Annotated in this window: 17 protein-coding genes and 1 riboswitch; of the genes, 7 read left to right on the forward strand and 10 right to left on the reverse strand. The window is 70.2% G+C overall.

The genetic code is table 11. From position 1 onward, the window contains the following. Positions 1–19: 19 nt before the first annotated feature. On the reverse strand, positions 20–877 hold the full coding sequence (rsmI, locus tag AC4PMY_RS02730) for a 16S rRNA (cytidine(1402)-2'-O)-methyltransferase (protein WP_071261117.1): 858 nt from the start codon (positions 875–877) through the stop codon (positions 20–22). A gap of 68 nt (positions 878–945) precedes the next feature. Here rsmI and AC4PMY_RS02735 point away from each other — a divergent pair, with 68 nt between their 5' ends. Together AC4PMY_RS02735 and AC4PMY_RS02740 are read left to right on the forward strand one after the other, a co-directional pair. Further along, complete coding sequence (locus AC4PMY_RS02735; protein WP_229938717.1) at positions 946–2,508, forward strand: dolichyl-phosphate-mannose--protein mannosyltransferase; 1,563 nt, start codon at positions 946–948, stop codon at positions 2,506–2,508. Positions 2,509–2,521: 13 nt separating this feature from the next. Next, the gene (locus AC4PMY_RS02740) at positions 2,522–3,541 is read left to right on the forward strand and encodes a YeiH family protein (protein WP_491621935.1); all 1,020 of its coding nucleotides are present in this window, start codon (positions 2,522–2,524) and stop codon (positions 3,539–3,541) included. A 28-nt stretch (positions 3,542–3,569) separates the two neighbouring features. On the opposite strand, the gene AC4PMY_RS02745 is transcribed toward AC4PMY_RS02740, so the two are convergent. Then, on the reverse strand, positions 3,570–3,893 hold the full coding sequence (locus AC4PMY_RS02745; protein WP_491621936.1) for a DMT family transporter: 324 nt from the start codon (positions 3,891–3,893) through the stop codon (positions 3,570–3,572). A 14-nt stretch (positions 3,894–3,907) separates the two neighbouring features. Next, a riboswitch (guanidine-III (ykkC-III) riboswitch) is annotated at positions 3,908–3,971 on the reverse strand. A 108-nt stretch (positions 3,972–4,079) separates the two neighbouring features. On the opposite strand from AC4PMY_RS02745, the gene AC4PMY_RS02750 reads away from it, so the two are divergent. The 3 genes from AC4PMY_RS02750 to AC4PMY_RS02760 all read left to right on the forward strand — a co-directional run bounded on the left by AC4PMY_RS02750 (position 4,080) and on the right by AC4PMY_RS02760 (position 9,398). Next, entirely contained in the window at positions 4,080–5,369 is a 1,290-nt protein-coding gene (locus tag AC4PMY_RS02750) for an O-acetylhomoserine aminocarboxypropyltransferase/cysteine synthase family protein (RefSeq protein ID WP_064296501.1), read from the forward strand. A 4-nt stretch (positions 5,370–5,373) separates the two neighbouring features. Next, positions 5,374–6,012: a CoA-binding protein gene (locus tag AC4PMY_RS02755; RefSeq protein ID WP_491621937.1), complete on the forward strand. Its 639-nt coding sequence runs from the start codon at positions 5,374–5,376 to the stop codon at positions 6,010–6,012. A gap of 110 nt (positions 6,013–6,122) precedes the next feature. Beyond that, positions 6,123–9,398 (forward strand): AfsR/SARP family transcriptional regulator, encoded by a 3,276-nt coding sequence (locus AC4PMY_RS02760; protein ID WP_491621938.1) that lies wholly within the window; start codon positions 6,123–6,125, stop codon positions 9,396–9,398. A gap of 24 nt (positions 9,399–9,422) precedes the next feature. Here the strand turns inward: AC4PMY_RS02760 and AC4PMY_RS02765 are convergent, their stop codons facing one another. After that, a complete protein-coding gene (locus tag AC4PMY_RS02765; protein ID WP_064296503.1) occupies positions 9,423–10,238 on the reverse strand; it encodes an ABC transporter permease in 816 nt (271 codons plus the stop codon). Further along, complete coding sequence (locus AC4PMY_RS02770) at positions 10,235–11,248, reverse strand: ATP-binding cassette domain-containing protein (protein WP_491621939.1); 1,014 nt, start codon at positions 11,246–11,248, stop codon at positions 10,235–10,237. The genes AC4PMY_RS02765 and AC4PMY_RS02770 overlap by 4 nt, the downstream gene beginning before the upstream one ends. Before the next feature lie 179 nt (positions 11,249–11,427). On the opposite strand from AC4PMY_RS02770, the gene AC4PMY_RS02775 reads away from it, so the two are divergent. Next, a complete protein-coding gene (locus AC4PMY_RS02775) occupies positions 11,428–12,801 on the forward strand; it encodes an L-serine ammonia-lyase (protein WP_491621940.1) in 1,374 nt (457 codons plus the stop codon). A gap of 72 nt (positions 12,802–12,873) precedes the next feature. Further along, positions 12,874–13,335, forward strand: a complete 462-nt coding sequence (locus AC4PMY_RS02780) for a rhodanese-like domain-containing protein (protein ID WP_491621941.1) — start codon at positions 12,874–12,876, stop codon at positions 13,333–13,335. A 34-nt stretch (positions 13,336–13,369) separates the two neighbouring features. On the opposite strand, the gene AC4PMY_RS02785 is transcribed toward AC4PMY_RS02780, so the two are convergent. The 6 genes from AC4PMY_RS02785 to AC4PMY_RS02810 all read right to left on the reverse strand — a co-directional run bounded on the left by AC4PMY_RS02785 (position 13,370) and on the right by AC4PMY_RS02810 (position 19,654). Beyond that, positions 13,370–15,316 carry a thioredoxin domain-containing protein gene (locus tag AC4PMY_RS02785; protein WP_491621942.1) on the reverse strand — a complete coding sequence of 649 codons (1,947 nt, stop codon included), beginning with the start codon at positions 15,314–15,316 and terminating at the stop codon, positions 13,370–13,372. Between the two features lie 21 nt (positions 15,317–15,337). Further along, positions 15,338–16,117 (reverse strand): DUF1684 domain-containing protein, encoded by a 780-nt coding sequence (locus AC4PMY_RS02790; RefSeq protein WP_491621943.1) that lies wholly within the window; start codon positions 16,115–16,117, stop codon positions 15,338–15,340. A gap of 132 nt (positions 16,118–16,249) precedes the next feature. After that, positions 16,250–17,185 (reverse strand): ABC transporter substrate-binding protein, encoded by a 936-nt coding sequence (locus tag AC4PMY_RS02795; RefSeq protein WP_064296509.1) that lies wholly within the window; start codon positions 17,183–17,185, stop codon positions 16,250–16,252. Between the two features lie 89 nt (positions 17,186–17,274). Continuing rightward, a complete protein-coding gene (locus AC4PMY_RS02800; RefSeq protein WP_491621944.1) occupies positions 17,275–18,081 on the reverse strand; it encodes an ABC transporter permease in 807 nt (268 codons plus the stop codon). After that, positions 18,078–18,788, reverse strand: coding sequence for an ABC transporter permease (locus AC4PMY_RS02805; protein WP_064296511.1), 711 nt, complete (start codon positions 18,786–18,788; stop codon positions 18,078–18,080). The genes AC4PMY_RS02800 and AC4PMY_RS02805 overlap by 4 nt, the downstream gene beginning before the upstream one ends. Further along, entirely contained in the window at positions 18,785–19,654 is an 870-nt protein-coding gene (locus tag AC4PMY_RS02810; RefSeq protein ID WP_064296512.1) for an ABC transporter ATP-binding protein, read from the reverse strand. The genes AC4PMY_RS02805 and AC4PMY_RS02810 overlap by 4 nt, the downstream gene beginning before the upstream one ends. Positions 19,655–19,712: the final 58 nt, after the last annotated feature.

The raw sequence follows: 19,712 nt of genomic DNA on the forward strand, positions 1-19,712 counted from the left end.
GGCGTAGCCACCGTGCCTGTTACGGTGCGGGACGCACCTTCGCGTCCGGCGACGCCTTCGGGGGCCGGGCTGCGAGAGCCGCCTGGTACAGGTCGCGCTTCGAGAGGCCGGTGGCCTCGGCGACCTCGTTGGAAGCGTCCTTCAGGCGCGTGCCCGAGGCTACGAGCGCGAGCACCTGCTCGAGCGCGGTGGCCGGATCGGCTTCGACGGCCTCCGCACCGGCGATGACGATGCAGATCTCGCCCTTCACACCGCCGGACGCCCACTCGGCCAGTTCAGCGGCCGTCCCCCGCTTGACCTCCTCGAACAGCTTGGTGAGCTCACGGCACACCGCCACGCGACGATCGGCTCCGAGCACGGAGGCGATGTCCTCGAGGGAGGATGCGAGTCGGTTGGGCGATTCGAAGAACACCATCGTGCGCGGCTCGGTCGCGAGCGCTCGGAGGCTGCTGCGTCGATCGCCCGGTTTCCGCGGGAGGAACCCCTCGAAGGTGAAGCGGTCCGTCGCGAGACCGGACACGGCGAGCGCCGTCACGACCGCCGACGGCCCGGGGATCGCGGTGACCTGGACGTCTGCGGTCGCCGCCGCGTCGACGAGGTGGAAGCCGGGGTCGGACACGGTCGGCATGCCGGCGTCGCTGAGCACGAGGACGTCGGTCTCGCGGGCCAGTTCGACGATCTCGGCCGCACGTTCGCGCTCGTTGTGGTCGTGCATGGCGATGAGCCGCGGCCGCGATTCCACACCGAGGGCGCGCAGCAGGTGGATGGCCGTCCTGGTGTCCTCGGCGACGATGACCTCAGCCGCGGCCAGCGCCTCCCGGAGTCGTGGCGACGCATCGCCGAGGTTGCCGATGGGGGTCGCTCCGAGGATGATCACCGGACCAGTCTCCCATCCGGTCGGGGTGGTTAGATGAGACGGTGTCGGTCGATCTTCTGGAAGCCCCTGTGACGGGATCCCGCCTCGACCGCTGGTGGGAGCGGATGCTCCGCACCGAGCGCCGCAGGAAGCTCTGGATCTGGGGCGGCCCGGCCGCCGTGACGCTCCTCGCGTTCGTGCTGCGGTTCTGGAACCTCGGTCACCCGCACTCGCTCGTCTTCGACGAGACCTTCTACGTGAAGGACTCGTGGTCGCTGTGGCTGAACGGCTACGAGAGCACCTGGCCGGACGGGGCGGACGAGGGCTTCGCGAACGGCGACGCGGGCAGCCCGAGCACGAACCCCTCCTACGTCGTACACCCACCGCTCGGTAAGTGGCTGATCGCGCTCGGCATCGCCGTGTTCGGCATCGACGACAGCACCGGGTGGCGCATCTCCACCGTGATCGCCGGAACGCTCGCGGTCCTGCTCGTCACGCTCATCGCCAAGCGGTTGTTCACTTCCTCGATCCTCGCCGTCCTGGCCGGGTTCCTGTTCGCGATCGACGGGCACGCGATCGTCATGGCCCGGGTCTCGCTGCTCGACAACTTCGTCATGTTCTTCGTGCTGGCGGGATTCGGCGCGATCCTGTTGGACCGGTCGTGGCACGCGTCACGCCTGGCGGCGAAGGTCGCGTCAGCCCGGGCGAGGGGCGCCGATCCGGCCTGGGGTCCCGTCCTCTGGTGGCGGCCGTGGCTGCTCGCCGCAGGGGTCGCGTTCGGTGCGGCCACCGCGGTCAAGTGGAACGGACTGTACTTCCTCGCCGCGTTCGGGGTGTACGTGATCGTCACGGACCTGCTGCTCCGTCGCCGACTGGGCCTCAGCCTGTGGGCGAGCGCGGCGGTCCTCAAGCAGGGCCCCGTGTCCTTCGTGACCCTCGTCCCCGTGGCCGCCGTCGTGTACCTCGCCAGCTGGACCGGGTGGATCAGGACGTCCGGCGGGTACGACCGCCAATGGGCGGACGCGGTGGGGAACGCGTGGACCGGCACCTTCGCGTGGGTCCCCCACTGGTTCCAGAGCCTCCTCCACTACCACCAGAGCGCCTACAGCTTCCACGTCGGCCTCAGCACCCCGCACCCCTACGCCGCGAACCCGCTCGGCTGGCTGCTCATGATCCGGCCGACGAGCATGTACTACCAGTCCCCCGCCACCGGGACCGACGGCTGCGCGTGGGACGCCTGCTCCTCCGCGATCACCTCGATCGGCAACCCGCTCATCTGGTGGGGCGCCGCCGTCGCGCTCGGGTACTGCGTCTACCGGCTCGTCCGGTACCGCGAGTGGCAGGTCGGGCTCATCGTCCTCGGAGTCGCAGCGGGGTACCTGCCCTGGCTGCTCTACCTGAACCGGACGGTGTTCCAGTTCTACACGATCGTCTTCGAGCCGTACCTCATCCTGGCCCTCGTCTTCGCGATCGGGAAGATCCTCGGGTCCCGCGACGACCCGGAGGAACGACGGTTCGCCGGCGTCGGCGTCATCGGGGTGTTCGTGACCATCACGACGCTGTTGAGCATCTTCTGGTATCCGCTCTGGACCGCGATCACCGTGCCCTACTGGTTCTGGCACCTGCACGCCTGGTTGCCGTCATGGGTGTGACGGGAGGACGACGATGAAGGCGCTCCCAGGGGTGCTCGCCGCCGGTGCCGCGGCGCTCGCCGCCCTGGGCCTCCACACCCTCCTGCCGGTCGTCCCGCTCCTGACCGCGAGCGTCCTGCTCGGCATGGTGGTGGGCCAGCTGCCGCCGTTCCAGCGGCTCGCGGCGGGCGTCCTGAAGCCGGGACTCGGGATGAGCGCGAAGCGGTTCATGCGGATCGGTGTCATCCTGCTGGGGCTGAAGCTGAGCCTCGTCGACATCGCCGGCCTGGGGTGGGTCACGCTCGCCACCACGGTGGCGATCGTCGTCGTCACCTTCTTCGTCACCCTCTGGCTCGGCCGGAGGCTCGGGCTCGCGGGCCCCGAACCGCTCCTCATCGCCACGGGCTTCTCCATCTGCGGCGCCTCCGCGATCGGCGCGATGAGCGGCGTCGTGAAGGCGAAGGACGAGGAGCAGGCGACGCCCGTCGCGCTCGTCACGCTCTGCGGGACCCTCGCGATCTTCGTCCTCCCGGCGCTCCGCGGCCCCCTCGGTCTCAGCGACGAGCAGTTCGGCCACTGGGTGGGGGCGAGTGTGCACGACGTGGGTCAGGTCGTCGCGACCGCCCAGATCGCCGGCACGAGCGCACTCGCGATCGCCGTCGTCGTCAAGCTCACCCGCGTCGTACTCCTCGCCCCCATGGTCGCCGCCGCCGCGACGATCGAACGCCGCCGACTCCTGGCGGTGTCGGCCGGCGCCGGTGCGCAGGTCGACACCGACGGAACCGCGACCGCAGCCCGACCACCGATCGTCCCGCTCTTCGTGGCGGGCTTCATCGCCGCGGTGCTCGTCCGAACCCTGCTCCCGGTGCCCGAGCTCGTCCTCGACCTCGCCGACGGCGTGCAGACCGCACTGCTGGCGATGGCGCTCTTCGCGCTCGGTGCCGCGATCCGCGTCCGCACACTCGTCACCACCGGGTGGCGCGCGCTCGTCGTCGGGCTCGTCTCCTGGCTCCTCATCGCGGTGCTCGCGCTCGGAGCGGTGCACCTGGCCTGAGGCCGGCGTGCGTGTCCGACCAGCGTGACTAGTGCTCGCCGCCCACGATCTTCAGGCCGATGACGCAGCCGATGAGCCCGAGGATGAGCAGCACCTTGACGACCGACAACTGCTCGCCGCCGAAGGTCATGGCCCAGCCGACGGTGAGCGCTGCGCCGATCCCGACCCAGACCGCGTAGGCGGTGCCGACCGGGATGTCGCGCATGGCCCAGGCGAGTCCGGCCATGCTGAGCACGAGCGCCCCCGCGAACGTCACGGTCGGCCAGAGCTTCGTGAAGCCCTCGGACTTGCCGAGCGCGGTGGCCCAGACGGCTTCCAGGACACCCGACGCGATGAGTACGATCCACGACATGACGATCACTCCCAAGTGGTCAGTCTTGTCGCGTTCCGGGTACTGCGCCCTCGTCCGGCAGCCCGATCAGGGCTGTGCCCCACACGATACGCCGACGCCCTGGGCAGGCCCTGTGCAGTGCGGTCGAATGCGACGCAATGTTGCAGCACGGTGAAGCGCTCGACGGTGCTCCGGTAGCGTGAACGCATGGCAGATCGTGAGTATGGCTTCCGCACGCGTGCGATCCACGCGGGCAACATCCCCGACCAGGTGACCGGCGCACGGGCGCTGCCCATCTACCAGTCGAGCGCCTTCGTCTTCGACGACACCGCCGACGCCGCCGCCCGCTTCGCCCTGCAGAAGTACGGGAACATCTACTCCCGCCTCGCCAACCCGACGGTCGCGAGCTTCGAGGAGCGCATCGCCAGCCTCGAGGGAGGCCTCGGTGCCGTCGCGACCGCCTCCGGCCTCGCCGCGCAGTACATCACCTTCGCCTCGCTGGCCGGACAGGGCGACCACATCGTCGCCTCGGCCAACCTCTACGGCGGCTCGATCACGCAGCTCGACGTCACCCTCCGCCGGTTCGGTATCGAGACCACCTTCGTGCAGTCGTCCGACGCCGCCGACTACGCCGCCGCCATCCAGGAGAACACGAAGCTCGTCTTCGCCGAAACGGTCGCGAACCCCTCGGGCGAGATCGCCGACATCGAGGGCCTCGCGGACGTCGCGCACGCACACGGCATTCCGCTCATCATCGACTCCACCATCGCGACGCCCTACCTCAACCGCCCGATCGAGTGGGGTGCCGACATCGTCACGCACTCGGCCACCAAGTTCCTCGGCGGCCACGGAACGACCCTCGGCGGTGTCGTCGTCGAGAGCGGGCGCTTCGATTGGAACACCGACAAGTTCCCCCTGTTCGGCCAGCCCGTCCCGAGCTACGGCGGCCTGCAGTGGTCGGGCAACTTCGGCGAGTACGCCTTCCTCACCCGGCTGCGCGCCGAGCAGCTCCGCGACATCGGTCCGGCGCTCGCACCGCACTCGGCCTTCCTCCTCGCCCAGGGGGTCGAGACGCTGCCGTTCCGGATCCAGGCCCACGTCGACAACGCGCGGATCGTCGCCGAGTGGCTCGACGCCGACCCGCGCATCGCCGCCGTCAACTGGGCCGGGCTCCCGGCTCACCCGCACCACGAGCGTGCGGACAAGTACCTGCCGAAGGGGCCGGGCTCGGTCTTCAGCTTCGAGGTGAAGGGTGGCCGTCAGGTCGGCCAGAAGCTCATCGAGTCCGTCGACCTCGCGAGCCACCTGGCGAACATCGGCGACGCGAAGACGCTCATCATCCACCCCGCATCGACGACACACGCGCAGCTGTCCGACCAGCAACTCGTCGACGCCGGTGTGCTGCCGGGCATCGTCCGACTGAGCGTCGGCATCGAGGACCCTGACGACATCATCTACGACCTCGACCAGGCGCTCGCAGCCGCGGTGAAGGAGTAGTGGCATGAGCACTTCGACAAGCTCAGTGACCGGTGTGGACACGACCGTGACCGGTGAGGACACGACCGTGACCGACCAGGACGCGACCGAGACGGTCCGGCTCACCAACGGCCTCACCTGCTCGCTGCCCGCCGATTCGCCGCTCGCGAAGCTGCTGCGTTCGCAGCGCACCTGGGCGGGCCCCGACGCGAAGGCCCGCCTGAGGCTCCTCCGCGAGGCGAAGTCCGTCGCGATCGTCGGCGCCTCCCCGAACACGGCGCGTTCCTCGTACTTCGTGGGCACCTACCTGCAGCAGTCGAGCGACTTCAGGATCTACTTCGTGAACCCGAACGCCACGGAGATCCTCGGACAGCCCGCCTACCCCGACCTCGCCTCCCTGCCAGAAGTACCCGACATCGTCGACGTCTTCCGCAAGGCGAGTGACATCCCCCAGGTCATCGACGAGGTCGTCGCCGTCGGAGCTCCGACCGTCTGGGTGCAACTCGGCATCTGGAACCAGGAGGCCGCCGAGTACGGCGAGTCGAAGGGCCTGAACGTCGTGATGGACCGCTGCATCAAGGTGGAGCACGCCCGGTTCCACGGCGGCCTCCACCTGCTCGGCTTCGACACCGGCCAGATCACCGCCCGCAAGACCCTGCGCTGACGCCTCGGTTCCCTGAACTCGTCGGCAGGTCGCACTTCGACAGGCTCAGTGACCGGGGACGGCTCAGTGACCGGGACGGTACGGGATACGGCCCTGGATACACTCGTGACGTGCCTGCGTCGAACCTCCGAGTGACCGTCCTGGGGCCGGTGTTCGTCGAGGGACGCACCGGTCGGCTCGTCGAGCCCGGCGGCCGGCTCGCCAAAGCGCTGGTGACGATCCTGGTGCTCGCGGACGGGCGCGCCGTGTCGACGGCCGCCCTCATCGACGAGCTGTGGGACGACGCACCGCCCGCGGGTGCGAAAGCTGCACTGCAGACCCTGGTCTCACGGGTGCGCGCCGTGTCGGCACCCGACCTCATCGACTCCTCGGCCGCCGGCTATCGACTGTCGATCGACCAGTCCCTGGTCGACCTCCACATCGCAGCGCGGGCGGCCGATGCGGCGTCGACGGCCATCCGTGCCGCCGACCCGCACACCGCCGACATGCTCGCCCGGGACGCGCTCCTCCTCTGGACGGGTGATCCCGGCGCTGAACTGGACGGTCCGATCGGCGAGGAGCTGGTGCAGCGCGCGGCACGGCTCCGCGACGAGCTGCGGCGGGTGCGTGCTCAGAGCCGCCTCGAGCTCGGCGACGGTGCAGCCGTCATCACCGACCTCGAGGCCCTCGTCGCCGCCGACCCGCTCGACGACGCCACCCAGCTGATGCTCTTCAACGCCTACGCGCAGAGCGGACGTCGCTCCGACGCGATGCAGCTCTTCGCCGATCACCGTCACCGGCTCCGCGACGAACTCGGTGCCGACCCGACGTCGGCACTGGTCGCGGCGCACACGGCGCTCCTGCAGGACGCCGTCGAGCCGTCTCCGCCGGTGGCCACTCCGGTGACCACCCGGGTCTCCAGCATGGTGCTCGGGCTCCGGACGGCGCCGAACGAACTCCTCGGTCGCGACACCGACCTCGACGCGATCGGCACGCTCGTGTCCGAGGTCCGCCTGACCACGATCCTCGGCCCCGGTGGCCTCGGGAAGACCCGACTCGCCCAGGAGGTCGCCCGGCGTGCCACCACGACCACACCCGGCGTCGTCGTGGTGGAACTGGCGAGCGTGCGGGACCCGGACGATCTGCCACTCGCGGTCGCGACCGCACTCGGCATCCGCGAGGCCCCGACCCCGCGTCGGCTGAGCGAAGCGATCATGGTGCAACCGGTCGAACTGCGCGAGCGCATCATCGACCGACTCTCGGAACGGCCGACGCTGCTCGTGATGGACAACTGCGAGCACCTCGTGGACGCGGCGGCACGCTGGATCGCCGATGCGCTGGCCTGGGCCGGCGACCTCCGCGTCCTCGCGACGAGTCGGAGCCCGTTGTCGATCGCCGCCGAGCACGTCTACCAGCTCGACCCGCTGGACGCCGCCGTGGACGGCACCGACCTCGAACACGCGGGCCCGGCGGTGCGGCTGTTCGTCGAGCGTGCCCGCGCCGCCCGTCCAGGTCTCCATGTGCCACTCGACGTCGCGGCGCGTCTCTGCGCGAAACTCGACGGGCTGCCGCTGGCGATCGAACTCGCGGCGGCGCGCACCAGATCCATGTCGGTCGAGGAGATCGAGCGACGACTCGGGAACCGCTTCACCCTGCTGACCGCCGGTGATCGCAGTGCTCCTGAGCGCCACCGCACCCTCCTCGCCGTCATCGACTGGAGTTGGAACCTCCTGGGCGAGCACGAACGTGTCGTCCTCCGTCGCATGTCCAGATTTCCCGACGGCTTCGATCTGGAGGCGACTGCAGCGCTCGCCCCCGAGGTCGAAGTCGTGGAGGCGCTCGACGCGCTCGTCGGCCAGTCGTTGCTCACCGTGCAGGACGACCCGGCCACCGGGACCGTCCGATTCCGGATGCTGGAGACGGTCCGCGAGTTCGGCGCGATCAAGTCCGCCGAGGCGCACGAGGACGACCTCGTACTCGACCGCACGCGGACATGGGCGGTCGCACTGGCCGAGACGCTCCTCCCCGCCATGCAAGGGCCTCGACAGGTGGCGGCGTTCGCGCGCCTCGCCGTCGAACAGGACACCCTGGTGGACGTGCTCCGCGGGGCCGTCGCCGAGGATCGCGCCGATGTCGTCGCCCCGGTCTTCGCAGCACTCGCCCTCTTCTGGACGATCCGCAGCGCGCATCAGGAGGTCCTGGTCTTCGGCGCGGCCGTCCTCGACGTGCTCCGCCACCAGGACCCGGAGTCGGTGTCGACCGACACCCCCGCCATCGCCGTCGCCATCATCACCGTGACGTTCCTCGCCACCGATCCCCGCACGTCCGCGCGGGCGATCGGCGTCCTCCGCCGACTCGAACGGGCGCGGACGACACAGGCCCCACGGATGCGCGCGATGGTCAGCCTGTTGCTGGCCGCGGGTCGCCCCGAACGCGCGGAGGCCCTCCTCCGCGAGTACTCCCGGTCGACCGACCCGCACGTCGCGAACCTCGGAAACCTCATGTCGGCACAGGCGGCGGAGAACGACGGCGACCCCCGCGCCGCCGAAGCGGCCGCCCTGCGCGCGAACGACCTCTCGCTCACGCTCGGAGATGTCTGGGGCGCCGCCATGAGTGCGCACATGCTCGCCCAACTGCACAGCCAGAACGACGAGCCGGAGGAGGCGCTCGTCTGGGCGGCCCGCGCTGCCGAGGGGCTGACCGCGATCGGTGCCGAAGCGGACCTCCGTCAACTCGAGTGGCTGATCGCGATCGGCGACATCGCCCGTGGTGACCACGCCGCCGCCGCCACCGTGCTCGACCGGTTCCTCTCGGACGACGTCTCGTTCTCCGCGTTCGCCCCGCTCCCCGAACGCCGGTCGATCGGCTGGGCCGGTCTCGCCGAGATCGCGCGGGCCCAGGGCGACGCCGCACGGGGAGCCGAGCTCTACGGGAAGGCGCTCGTCGCGTTCGCTCCGGGTGAGTCGCGACGATCGCCGTGGTTCACCCTCGTCGGCTCCGCCGCGATCGCCGCCGCCGTGCTGGACGGCGTCCCGGACGCCACCGAGGTCCAGCGTCTCGTGCGGCGGGTCCGCACCCGCACCCTCGCGCTGGGACGCCTCCTCCCGAACCGGTTCGACCGACCGGTGCTCGGTTCCACCGTCGTCGCCCTCGGCGCCTGGTACGTCCGCTCGGACGACGACGAAGTGCGATTCATCGGCGCCGAGCTCGTCGCGCTCGCCAGTGCGCTCGCCTCCCGTCAGGACATCCCATCGCTCGTCCGCACACCACACGAGGCAGCAGCGGCGGCGCGCCTCACAGCGACCGAGCGCGACCGCCTCGCCGAGCGGACCCTCCCCCTGCAGGCGCACGAGAGCGCCGCCAGAGCGTTCGAACTGCTCGGCAGTCCTGCCCTGGCGGCGCGCTGATCGGTCGCTGCGGTCGTCTCGTCGTCAGGCGCGGCGCATGTACGCCCGCACGGTGAGCGGTGCGAAGACCGCCACGATGACGGCGGCGCCGAGGAGCGCCAGCCAGGCGTCACCGCCGAAGACACCCGTGTTCGCGAGGTCGCGGACCGCGGTCACGAGGTGCGAGACGGGGTTCACGTCCACGAAGCCCTGGAGGAAGCTCGGCATCGTCTCCGGGTTCACGAAGGCGTTCGAGAGGAACGTCAGCGGGAACAGGACGAGGAAGGAGATGCCCTGCACGCTGCTCGCGCTCCGGGCGATGACCCCGAAGAACGCGAAGATCCAGCTGATGGCCCAGGCGCAGACGATCACGAGGAGGCCGGCGAGGGCCACGAAGCCGATGCCGCCCTCCGGTCGGTACCCCATGACGAAGCCCATCGCGAAGGTGAGCGTCGTGGCGATCGTGTAGCGCACCGTGTCGGCGAGGAGGGCACCGGCCAGCGGTGCGATGCGGGCGATGGGCATCGACTTGAAGCGGTCGAACACGCCCTTGTCCATGTCCTCGCGGAGCTGGATGCCGGTCACGACCGAGGTCGTGATGACGGTCTGGACCAGGATGCCCGGGATGATGATCGGCAGATAGCTCGCGACGTCGCCGGCGATCGCGCCGCCGAAGATGTACGTGAACATCAGCGTGAAGATGATCGGCTGGACCGTCACGTCGATCAGCTGCTCGGGCGTGCGCTTGATCTTGAGCAGTCCGCGGTACGCCATGGTGAAGGAGTTGCGGACCGTCTGCGAGAGGCTGACGTGGTTCCGGAGGGACCGGTCTGCGGCCGGGGTGATGGTGATCGTGCTCATGCGTGGACCTGCTCTGCGGTGTCGAGGGAATCGGTGTGGGACACGGCGTCGGCGTCGTCCGCCTCGACGCCGTGCCCGGTGAGGGTGAGGAAGACCTCGTCGAGCGTCGGCTTCTGGACGCTCATCTCCGCGAGCCGGATCCCGGCTTCCCGGAGCGTGATGAACAGGTCGGTCACGGCGTCGGGGTCGCGCATCGGGGCCGTGATACGGGTGGCCTCCGGCGACACGACGGTGTCCACGCCGAGGACGCTCGAGATGACCCGTCGCGCATCCTCCAGGTCGTCGGGGTCCGCGAGCCGCAGCTGCAGCGACGACTCGCCGACGGAGGCCTTCAGCTCGTCGGAGGTGCCCTCGGCGACGACGAGACCGCGGTCGATGACGGCGATCCGGTCGGCGAGCTGGTCCGCCTCGTCGAGGTACTGGGTGGTCAGGAGAACGGTCGAGCCCGTCGCGACCAGGCGGCGGATCGTGTCCCACATCTGCGCCCGGGTCCGCGGGTCGAGGCCCGTGGTCGGCTCGTCGAGGAAGATGAGGGGCGGCTGGGCGATGAGGCTCGCCGCGAGGTCGAGACGACGACGCATGCCGCCGGAGAACTTCTTCAAGGGTCGCGACGCCGCGTCGCTCAGGCCGAACTCCTCGAGGAGTTCCGCGCTCTTGCGCTTCGCCTCCGCGCGGCCGAGTCCGAGCAGTCGAGAGAAGACGACGAGGTTCTCGATGGCCGAGAGGTTCTCGTCGACCGACGCGAACTGCGCGGTCACGCCGATGAGCTGGCGCACGACCTGCGACTCCCGTTGGATGTCGTGTCCGAAGACGGTGGCGGTGCCGGCGTCAGGACGCAGGAGCGTCGCCAGCATGCTGATGGTGGTGGTCTTGCCGGCGCCGTTCGGGCCGAGGACGCCGTAGACGGTGCCGGTGCGGACCGAGAGGTCGACGCCGTCGACCGCCCGGTTGTCGCCGAAGGTCTTCACGAGGCCGTGGGCTTCGATCGCCCAGTCGGAGCTGATGCTCATGCGGATGCCTTTCGAAATCAGGTGTGGACCGCCGGTGGGCGACCCGGACAACAGTGTGGGCGGGGGCACTCACGGAGCGCTCACCTGCCGCTGACACCCGCTGACGTCCGCTGACACCGCACCCGGCGCTGAAGACGCTTAGAGTGAAAGGAGCCAGTCGCACCGAAGGGGGTCGTCCAGTGACCGCATACGTGTCCGCGTTCGACCTCTTCTCCATCGGGATCGGGCCGTCCAGCTCGCACACGGTCGGACCGATGCGGGCGGCCCTGGCCTTCGCCACCGGGCTCGCGCACGACGGCCTGCTCGACCGGGTCGACCGCGTCACGTGCTCGTTGTACGGATCGCTCGGCGCGACCGGCATCGGCCACGGCACCCCAGACGCCGTCGTCGCGGGACTCCAGGGGCTCACCCCCGAAGGGTGCGATCCCGCCGAGGTCCGACGGGCCTGGAGCGACCACCCCGACGGCGCTCCGCTCACGCTCGCCGGCACGCGGGCCATCGCGTTCTCGAAGGACGACGTCTCGTTCGTGCCCAGGACGAGGCTGCCGGGCCACCCGAACGCCATGACCCTCCACGCCTGGGACCAGCGGAGCGACCTCCCGGTGCGCTCCGAGACGTACTACTCCGTCGGCGGCGGCTTCATCCGTCGTGACGGCGACGACCCGAGCACGGTGCTGCCGTCGACACCCGTGCCGATGCCGTTCCGGACCGCTGAGGCGCTCATCGGGCTCTGCGACGAGACAGGACTCCCGATCGACGCGATCGCGAGACGCAACGAGGAGGCCCTGCGGTCGGCGATCGAGGTCGACGCCGGCCTCGACGCCATCTGGGCCGCCATGCACGAGTGCGTGACCGCCGGGCTCGCCGACACCGGCACCCTCCCGGGCGGTCTCGGTGTCAAGCGCCGGGCACGTGCCGTCCGTGAGCGCCTCGACGTGGCCGAGGCCGAAAGCGGGCGCGAACTCCCCACGGAGTGGCTCCACGCGTTCGCCCTGGCGGTCAACGAGCAGAACGCCTCCGGCGGGCGGGTCGTGACCGCACCCACGAACGGGGCCGCGGGGATCATCCCAGCCGTCGGGAGCTACTACCTGCGGTTCGTGCCGGGCGCCTCGCTCGACGGTATCGGTCGCTACCTGCTCACGGCGACCGCCATCGGCTCGCTCTTCAAGGCGAACGCGTCCATCTCCGGGGCCGAGGGCGGCTGCCAGGCCGAGGTCGGCTCGGCCTGCGCCATGGCCGCCGGTGCCCTGTGCGCCGTCCTCGGCGGCACACCACGTCAGGTCGAGAACGCCGCGGAGATCGCGATGGAGCACCACCTCGGCCTCACGTGCGACCCGGTGGGCGGGCTCGTCCAGGTCCCGTGCATCGAACGCAACGCGATCGCGTCCTCGACGGCCGTCAGCGCCGCACGCCTGTCGCTGCATGGCGACGGGACGCACCTGGTGTCGCTCGACACCGTGATCGAGACCATGCGCCAGACCGGCGTCGACATGTCGACGAAGTATAAGGAGACGAGCGAGGGCGGTCTCGCGGTCAACGTCATCGAGTGCTGAACCGCGGCGACGTGTGACCGCGTGTTGCCGACCACCGTGGTCATCCGGGCCGCGGCCTCCTACGGTGGGCGCATGACCTCCAAGCACGCGCCGTTCCTGGTGGACCCGCTCGTCTCCACCCAGTGGCTCGCGGACCATCTCGGCAGCGAGAGCCTCATCGTCCTCGACGCGAGTGTCGTCGAGCTGCCTGCGCTGGACGGCGGCCCGGTGCGACTGGTGAGCGGCTACGACCTGTACCTCTTCGACGGGCACGTCCCCGGCGCCGTGTTCGTCGAACTGCTCGATACAGGCCGGGGGCTCGGAGCGTCCTCAGCGGAGGAGGTCCGACGCGGTGCGGCCGCCATCGGCGTCACGGAGCAGCACACGGTCGTTCTGTACGACCAGCTCGACGGGCGCTCCGCCGAGCGCCTGCGGGCGGCGCTGACCGGAGCCGGGTACGAACGCGTCGCGCTCCTCGACGGTGGACTCGGGCGCTGGCGCTCCGAAGCACGCGAGCTGCGGTTCGGCCATCCGGACGGCTCGTTCGGAGCCTGACCCATCCGCGTGTCGGGTCGTCGGGTGCGCTGGATCAGCGGGCGTCGAGCTGCGCCACGTCCGTCACTGGGAGACGGCAGACGAAGTCCCGGCACTGGTAGGCGGTCAACCGGCCGTCGCGACTCGTCCGTTCGGCGAAGACGTCGAACCCGCTCGTCGCCCAAGCCGCCGCCTGCCACTCGGAGACCACCGCCACGACGTCGTCCCGGCGCGTTCTGACCGCGTCGCGCATCGCCCGATCCGCCGTCGCGCGATCCTCTTCCTCGTCCGGGTCCGCCCGATCCGGCCCGACGACGATGAGTTGCGACGCCGGCCCGGTGAGCGATGCCGCCAGGGCCAGACTCGCGCCGAACGCGGTCGGTGCCGACAGCGCAGCCGACGCGGCGAACCTGACCGCGCCCTCGGCGGCGTCCCGGAACCGGCCGTCGGCCGTCAGCTGGAACAGCAGCAGCGACGCGCGTCCGAGCGACGATATCCCCGAGGGATACGCGCCCTCCGACGGGTCGCCGTCGATCCGCATGCCCTGGGCCGACAGCACCGGGTCGCCGCCGCCCGGCAGGATGAAGCCGGCCACCGCGGCGGAGGAGGCGTCGGTCACGGGCTCATAGGGCAGGGTCTCGTCGGTCACGGTCTCGTCTGACAAGCACCGGTCGACGAGGTCGCGGGCGACCTCCGCGTAGCGGACCTCGCCCGTCGCGAGGCCGAGGCGCAGGAGCCCCTCCGCGAGCATCCCGTAGTCCTCGAGGGTCGCCGACGCATCCGACCGTTGTTCATCGAGCGAGGCCCGGGCGAGCGTGCCGTCCGAGCCGAGGTGGTTCTCGAGCACCGCGTCCGCCGCCCACCTCGCTGATTCGAGCCACTCGGGGCGGTCGAAGACCGTCGATGCCTCCGCCAGCGCGCCGATCGCGAGCCCGTTCCAACCGGTGAGCACCTTGCGGTCGACGGCCGGCGGGGTCAGCGTCGCCCGGCCGTCCGCATCGCGTCGGTAGTAGCCGCCCTCCGATCCGACGCCGTCGACGATGCTCTCGGAGTCCTGCGCCGACCCGAAGCCGCCGCTCGGCTGCTGCAGCGTGCCGATGAGGAACTCGGCGATCCCGGCGGCGACACCGGCCGCCCACGAGCTCGGACGCTCGGCCCAGGCCCGGGTGTAGGCGGTGAGGAGGAGCGCATTGTCCGTCAGCATGCGTTCGTAGTGCGGCTCGCTCCAGTCCCGGTTGACCGCGTACCGGAAGAACCCGCCTTCGACCGGGTCACGGAGCGCCGATGCCCCCATCGTCCTGAGGGTGCGTTGCGCGAGGTCGACACCGCGGCGAGCGGCGTCCCCCTCGCGCGGCGTGAGCAGGAAGTCGAACAGCGGGGCCATCGGGAACTTCGGAGCCGTGCCGAAACCGCCGAGCTCCTGGTCCTCCAGCGCCTCGACCGCCTCGACCGCCGCATCGAGCTCGCCGGTCTCCGGCAGCGGCGCGTCATCCGTGGACGACATCGTCTCGGCGATAACCCGCGCGAGCCCGTCGGCGCTCGCGACGACCTGCTCACGTCGCTCGGTCCACGCGACCCTGACGGCCTCGAGCACCTGTGGGAACGAGGGATGCCCGCGGAGCGGCACCGGTGGCGAGTAGGTCCCCGCGTGGAAGACGTGTCCGCGCGGCGTCACGAACACGTTCAGCGGCCAACCGAGGTCACGGGTGAACGCGCCGGCGGCGGCGAGATAACTGGCGTCGACGTCGGGGTGCTCCTCGCGGTCGACCTTCACCGCCACGAAGTCGCGTCGGAGGAGCTCGGCGATGTGCTCGTCCGAGAACGACTCGCGTGCCATGACGTGACACCAGTGACACGTCGAGTAGCCGATCGAGACGAGCAGGGGGACGTCGCGACGGGCTGCCTCGGCGAAGGCCTCCGGTCCCCACGGGTACCAGTCGACCGGCTGCTCGGCGTGCGATCGGAGGTACGGGCTCATCGCCTCGGCGAGCCGGTTCGTCATGCGGGGTCCGTGGCCCGGGACCTACTGGCCGAGCGGCAGTCGCTCGCCCGCCGTGATCCGCGTACGGAGCCGGTTGTTCGGCGCCGGCAGCGGGCACACGTAGTGGTCGCTGAACGCGCACGGCGGCAGGTACGCGCGGTTGAAGTCGACGAGGACGTGGCCGTCCGAGGTCGGGGCCGGCATGCTGATGAAACGGAACCGGTAGCTCTCGTCGCCACTCGTGCCGTCGGAGAAGACCGCCCAGAGTCCGTTCGGGCCGCCGGTGACCGTCAGCGACACCGCTTCGTCACCGAGCTCGAACTCGACCCGGCCGACAGGGGTCTCGGTCGTGACGTGGCCGTCGATCGACTCGGTCTCGACCGTGACGTCCGGAGACGGCACGAACCGTGCCGGCCGGATCCAGGCGACGTCGGGGTCGAACGCGCTGATGCCCGCGAGCGAGGTCCGCGTCGGCGCCTCCGGATCGAGCACGCGGAGGGCGTAGACGCCGTCCCGCTCCATGCCTCGGAGCAGCGCGTCGCCGAAGTGCAGTTCGTCGCCGTGGACCAGCTCGACGCGGTCGGTCATGATCTGGGCGCCACTCGGCGTGGTCAGTCCGGTCCCCGTGAGCCGCTCACCGACGATGCCGGTCGCGTCCGCACGCCAGGTGCCCGGCGCGCCCTCGAGGGCGGTCGCCTCCTCGGTCAGCCAGTGGGTGAACCGGAGGGCGGCGATACCGTGGGGTGCTCGGACGGAACGCTCGCGAGCGGTGTGCCAGGCGGTCCAGGACGCGATGAACTCTGCGGGGGTCTCGGAACTCATACCCTGACGCTACCAACTCCTCACGTGTCGGAGACCCCCTGGACATCCGGCTGCAGCCGGATGCGCTCCCCGCGAACAGCGCGATGGCGCCGCCCGGAGGACCGGACGACGCCATCGACGTGTGGCTGCTGCTCAGTCGAAGAGCTTCTTGTCCTTCAGCCAGTCGGCCGCGAGGGTCTTCGGAGCTGCCTTCTCATCGCCCTGGTTGCGGGCGTTGAGCTCGATGAGGTCTTCGGTGGTCAGCTCCGCCGACACGGCGTTCAAGACCTCCTTGACCTTGTCGCTGGCCTTGGCCGAGTTGATCAGCGGCAGGACGTTCTGCGGGAGGATCAGGTTCTCCGGGTCCTCGAGCGTGACGAAGTCGTTCTCGGTGATCGACGGGGTCGTGGTGTAGATGTCGGCGAGCTGGACCGTACCGTCGAGCAGGGCCGCGGTGGTCTGGGCGCCGCCGCCGTCGCTGATCGGGACGAAGGTGAGCTTGTCGGCGGGGACGCCGTACACCTCGGTCAGGCCCTTCGGGCCGTACGGGCGCTCAGCCAACTCGGGTGCGCCGCCGATGGCGAGCGGGATGGTGAGGGCCGCGAGGTCGGCGAGGCTCGTGACGTTGTTCGCCTCGCTGAACTCCTTCGTGACGTTGTAGGAGTCCTTGTCCTCCGCCTTGGACTGGTCGAGGACCTCGTAGCCCTTGGGCGTGGCCTCCTGCAGGGCGGAGTAGACCTCGTCGCTCGAGGTGGCCGTGGCGGAGTCGTCGAAGAACTGCAGCAGGTTGCCGCTGTAGTCGGGGACGAGGTCGATCGAGCCGTCTTCGAGCGCTGCGATGTAGACGTCGCGAGCGCCGATGTTCAGGGACTCGGCCGTCTTGATGTCGTTGGCCTCGAGCGCCTGGATGTAGATCTGCGCGATGATCTCCGACTCGGGGAATCCGGCGGAGCCGACCGTGATCGTGTCGGATGCCGCGGTCTCCCCGGCGGTCGGGTCGCCTGCGGAGCAGGCGCTGAGTGCGAGTGCCGCGACGGCGGTCGCGGCGATGCCGACGGCGAGGCGTCGACCCTGTCGAACTGTGAACATGGTGTTTCCTATCTGTGATGGGCGAGAACGGTGGTGCCGTTGTGGGTCTGGGAGCCGAGCGGTGCTGTCACCCGGAGTGGTGGGACGCTTCAGTCGTTGCCGTATGCCGCGGTCTGCATGTTCGCCTCCGCTTCCGCGACGACGGGGTCTGGAGCGGTGGACCGGTCGCCACCGCTCGTGGCGTGACCCCGGGTCTCGTCGACCCGTGTATGGGTCGCCTGGACGCCGCGCGGCACGACGGCACGCTGCAGCAGGGAGAAGACGCCTTCGAGGAGGAGGGCGAGCACGATGATGATGATCGAGCCGGCGAGCATCTGCGCGTAGTCCCGTACGGGGAGACCGTCGAGGATGTAGCGACCGAGACCGGGGCCGTTGGTGAGGAACGCGACGACGGTCGCGGTCGCGATCGTCTGCAGGACGGCCGAGCGCACGCCACCGATCATGAGCGGGAGCGCGAGCGGGATCTCCACCTTGCCGAGGATCTGCCACTCGTTCATCCCGACGGCACGCGCGGCGTCGATGGTCTGGCGGTCGATCGCCTCGACCCCTCCGTACGCACCGGCCAGGACCGGCGGGACGGCGAGCACGACGAGGGCCGTGATCGCGGGGACGAGACTCGTGCTGGAGAAGCCCCACCCGAGGGTGATGAGTGCGAGGAGCGAGAGCAGACCGAGCGTGGGCAGCGCCCGGAGCGCGCCGGTGATCGCGACCGCGACCTCTCGTCCCTTCCCGGTGTGCCCGATGAGGAGCCCGAGCGGGATCGCGATGACGCAGGCGATGAAGACGGTCAGGCCGGTCACGGCCAGGTGCTGGAGCACCCGCACGGGGATGCCGCCCGGGCCCTCCCAGTGCGCGGGGTCGAGGATCCAGCCGAAGGCGGCGAGGAAGTTGATCATGCGGCTCCTCCCCCGGCGGTCGCCAGCTCACGGGCTTCGGTGGCCGCGCGACGACGACGGATCGCACCCTTCGAGCTGATCCGCGTCCACGGCATGAGGATTCGGCCGAGGAGCACCAGCAGGACGTCGAACACGATCGCGATCACGACCGTCCCGACGATGCCGGTCAGGATCTCGATCGGGAACTGCCGGTTGTAGCCGTCGGTGAAGAGGTAGCCGAGGTTCGTCACGCCGATGAGGGCGCCGACGCTCAGCAGGCTGATGGTGCTCGCGGAGACCACGCGGACGCCGGCGAGCATGAGTGGGCCCGCCAGTGGGAACTCGACCCGCCAGAACCGCTGGCCGGTGGAGAACCCCACGGCCTGGGCCGACTGCCGGACCCCGGCGTCGACGGCGTCGAGCGCGTCGGCGACCGTGCGGACGAGCAGGGCCACGGCGTAGATGGTGAGCGCGATCACGACGTTCGCCGGATCGAGGATCTTCGTGCCGATGAGGGACGGCATGAGGACGAAGAGCGGCAGGGACGGGATCGCGTAGAGGATGCCGCTCAGCGTGAGCAGCACGCCTCGCGACCACCGGTACCGGTGTGCGAGCCAGCCGAGGGGTAGGGAGATGAGGAAGCCCAGGATGATCGGGGGCAGGCTCAGCTGGACATGGGTGAGGGTGAGGTCCCAGATCATGTCCCAGTTCGCGATGACCCAGCTCATGTGGATGCGCCGTCCTTCCGGACGTCCAGGCCGGTGCGGTCGCCTGCGCCGGGCCCGGCTCCGAGGACGCCGGCGGGGCGGCCCGACTCGTCGACGACGACGTCGCGTCCGTCGACGCGCTCGACGTGCAGGGTCCGCTGGCCGCGATCGGCGCCGATGAACTGGGCGACGAAGTCGTCGGCTGGGTTGGCGACGATCTCGGCCGGCGTGCCGACCTGGGCGATGTGGCCGCCCTTCTGCAGGATGACGACCTGGTCGCCGAGGAGGAAGGCCTCGTCGATGTCGTGGGTGACGAACACGATCGTCTTCGCGATGTCGCGCTGCAGTCGGAGCAGCTCCCGCTGGAGCTCGGCACGCACGAGCGGGTCGACGGCACCGAACGGCTCGTCCATCAGCAGGATGTTCGGGTCGATCGCAAGGCCTCGTGCGACGCCGACGCGCTGCTGCTGGCCACCGGACAACTGACTCGGGTACCGGTCGGCGAGCGCGCGATCGAGTCCGACGGTGTCGAGGAGAGTGAGGGCGTCCGCCCGGGCCTGCTTCTTGTTGACGCCGGTGAGCATGGGCACCGTCGCCACATTGTCGATCACGGTGCGGTGCGGGAGGAGACCGGAGTTCTGCATGACATAGCCGATGCGGCGACGGAGACGGACGGGGTCGACGGCGGAGACGACCTCGTCGTCGATGACGATGCGTCCCTCGCTCGGATCGACCATGCGGTTGATCATCCGCAGGAGCGTGGTCTTGCCACAGCCTGAGGACCCGACGAAGACCGTGGTGGAACGCGACGGGATCGTGAGGGAGAAGTCGTCGACCGCGAGGGTGCCGTCGTCGAAGCGCTTGGAGACGTGCTCGAAGGAGATCATGCTGGACCGATGCCTCTTCTCTGCACGGCTGTTCGTGACAGGTCGTCTTCCAAGGGCC

Source organism: Plantibacter sp. MDV22-iso1 (assembly GCF_058408345.1).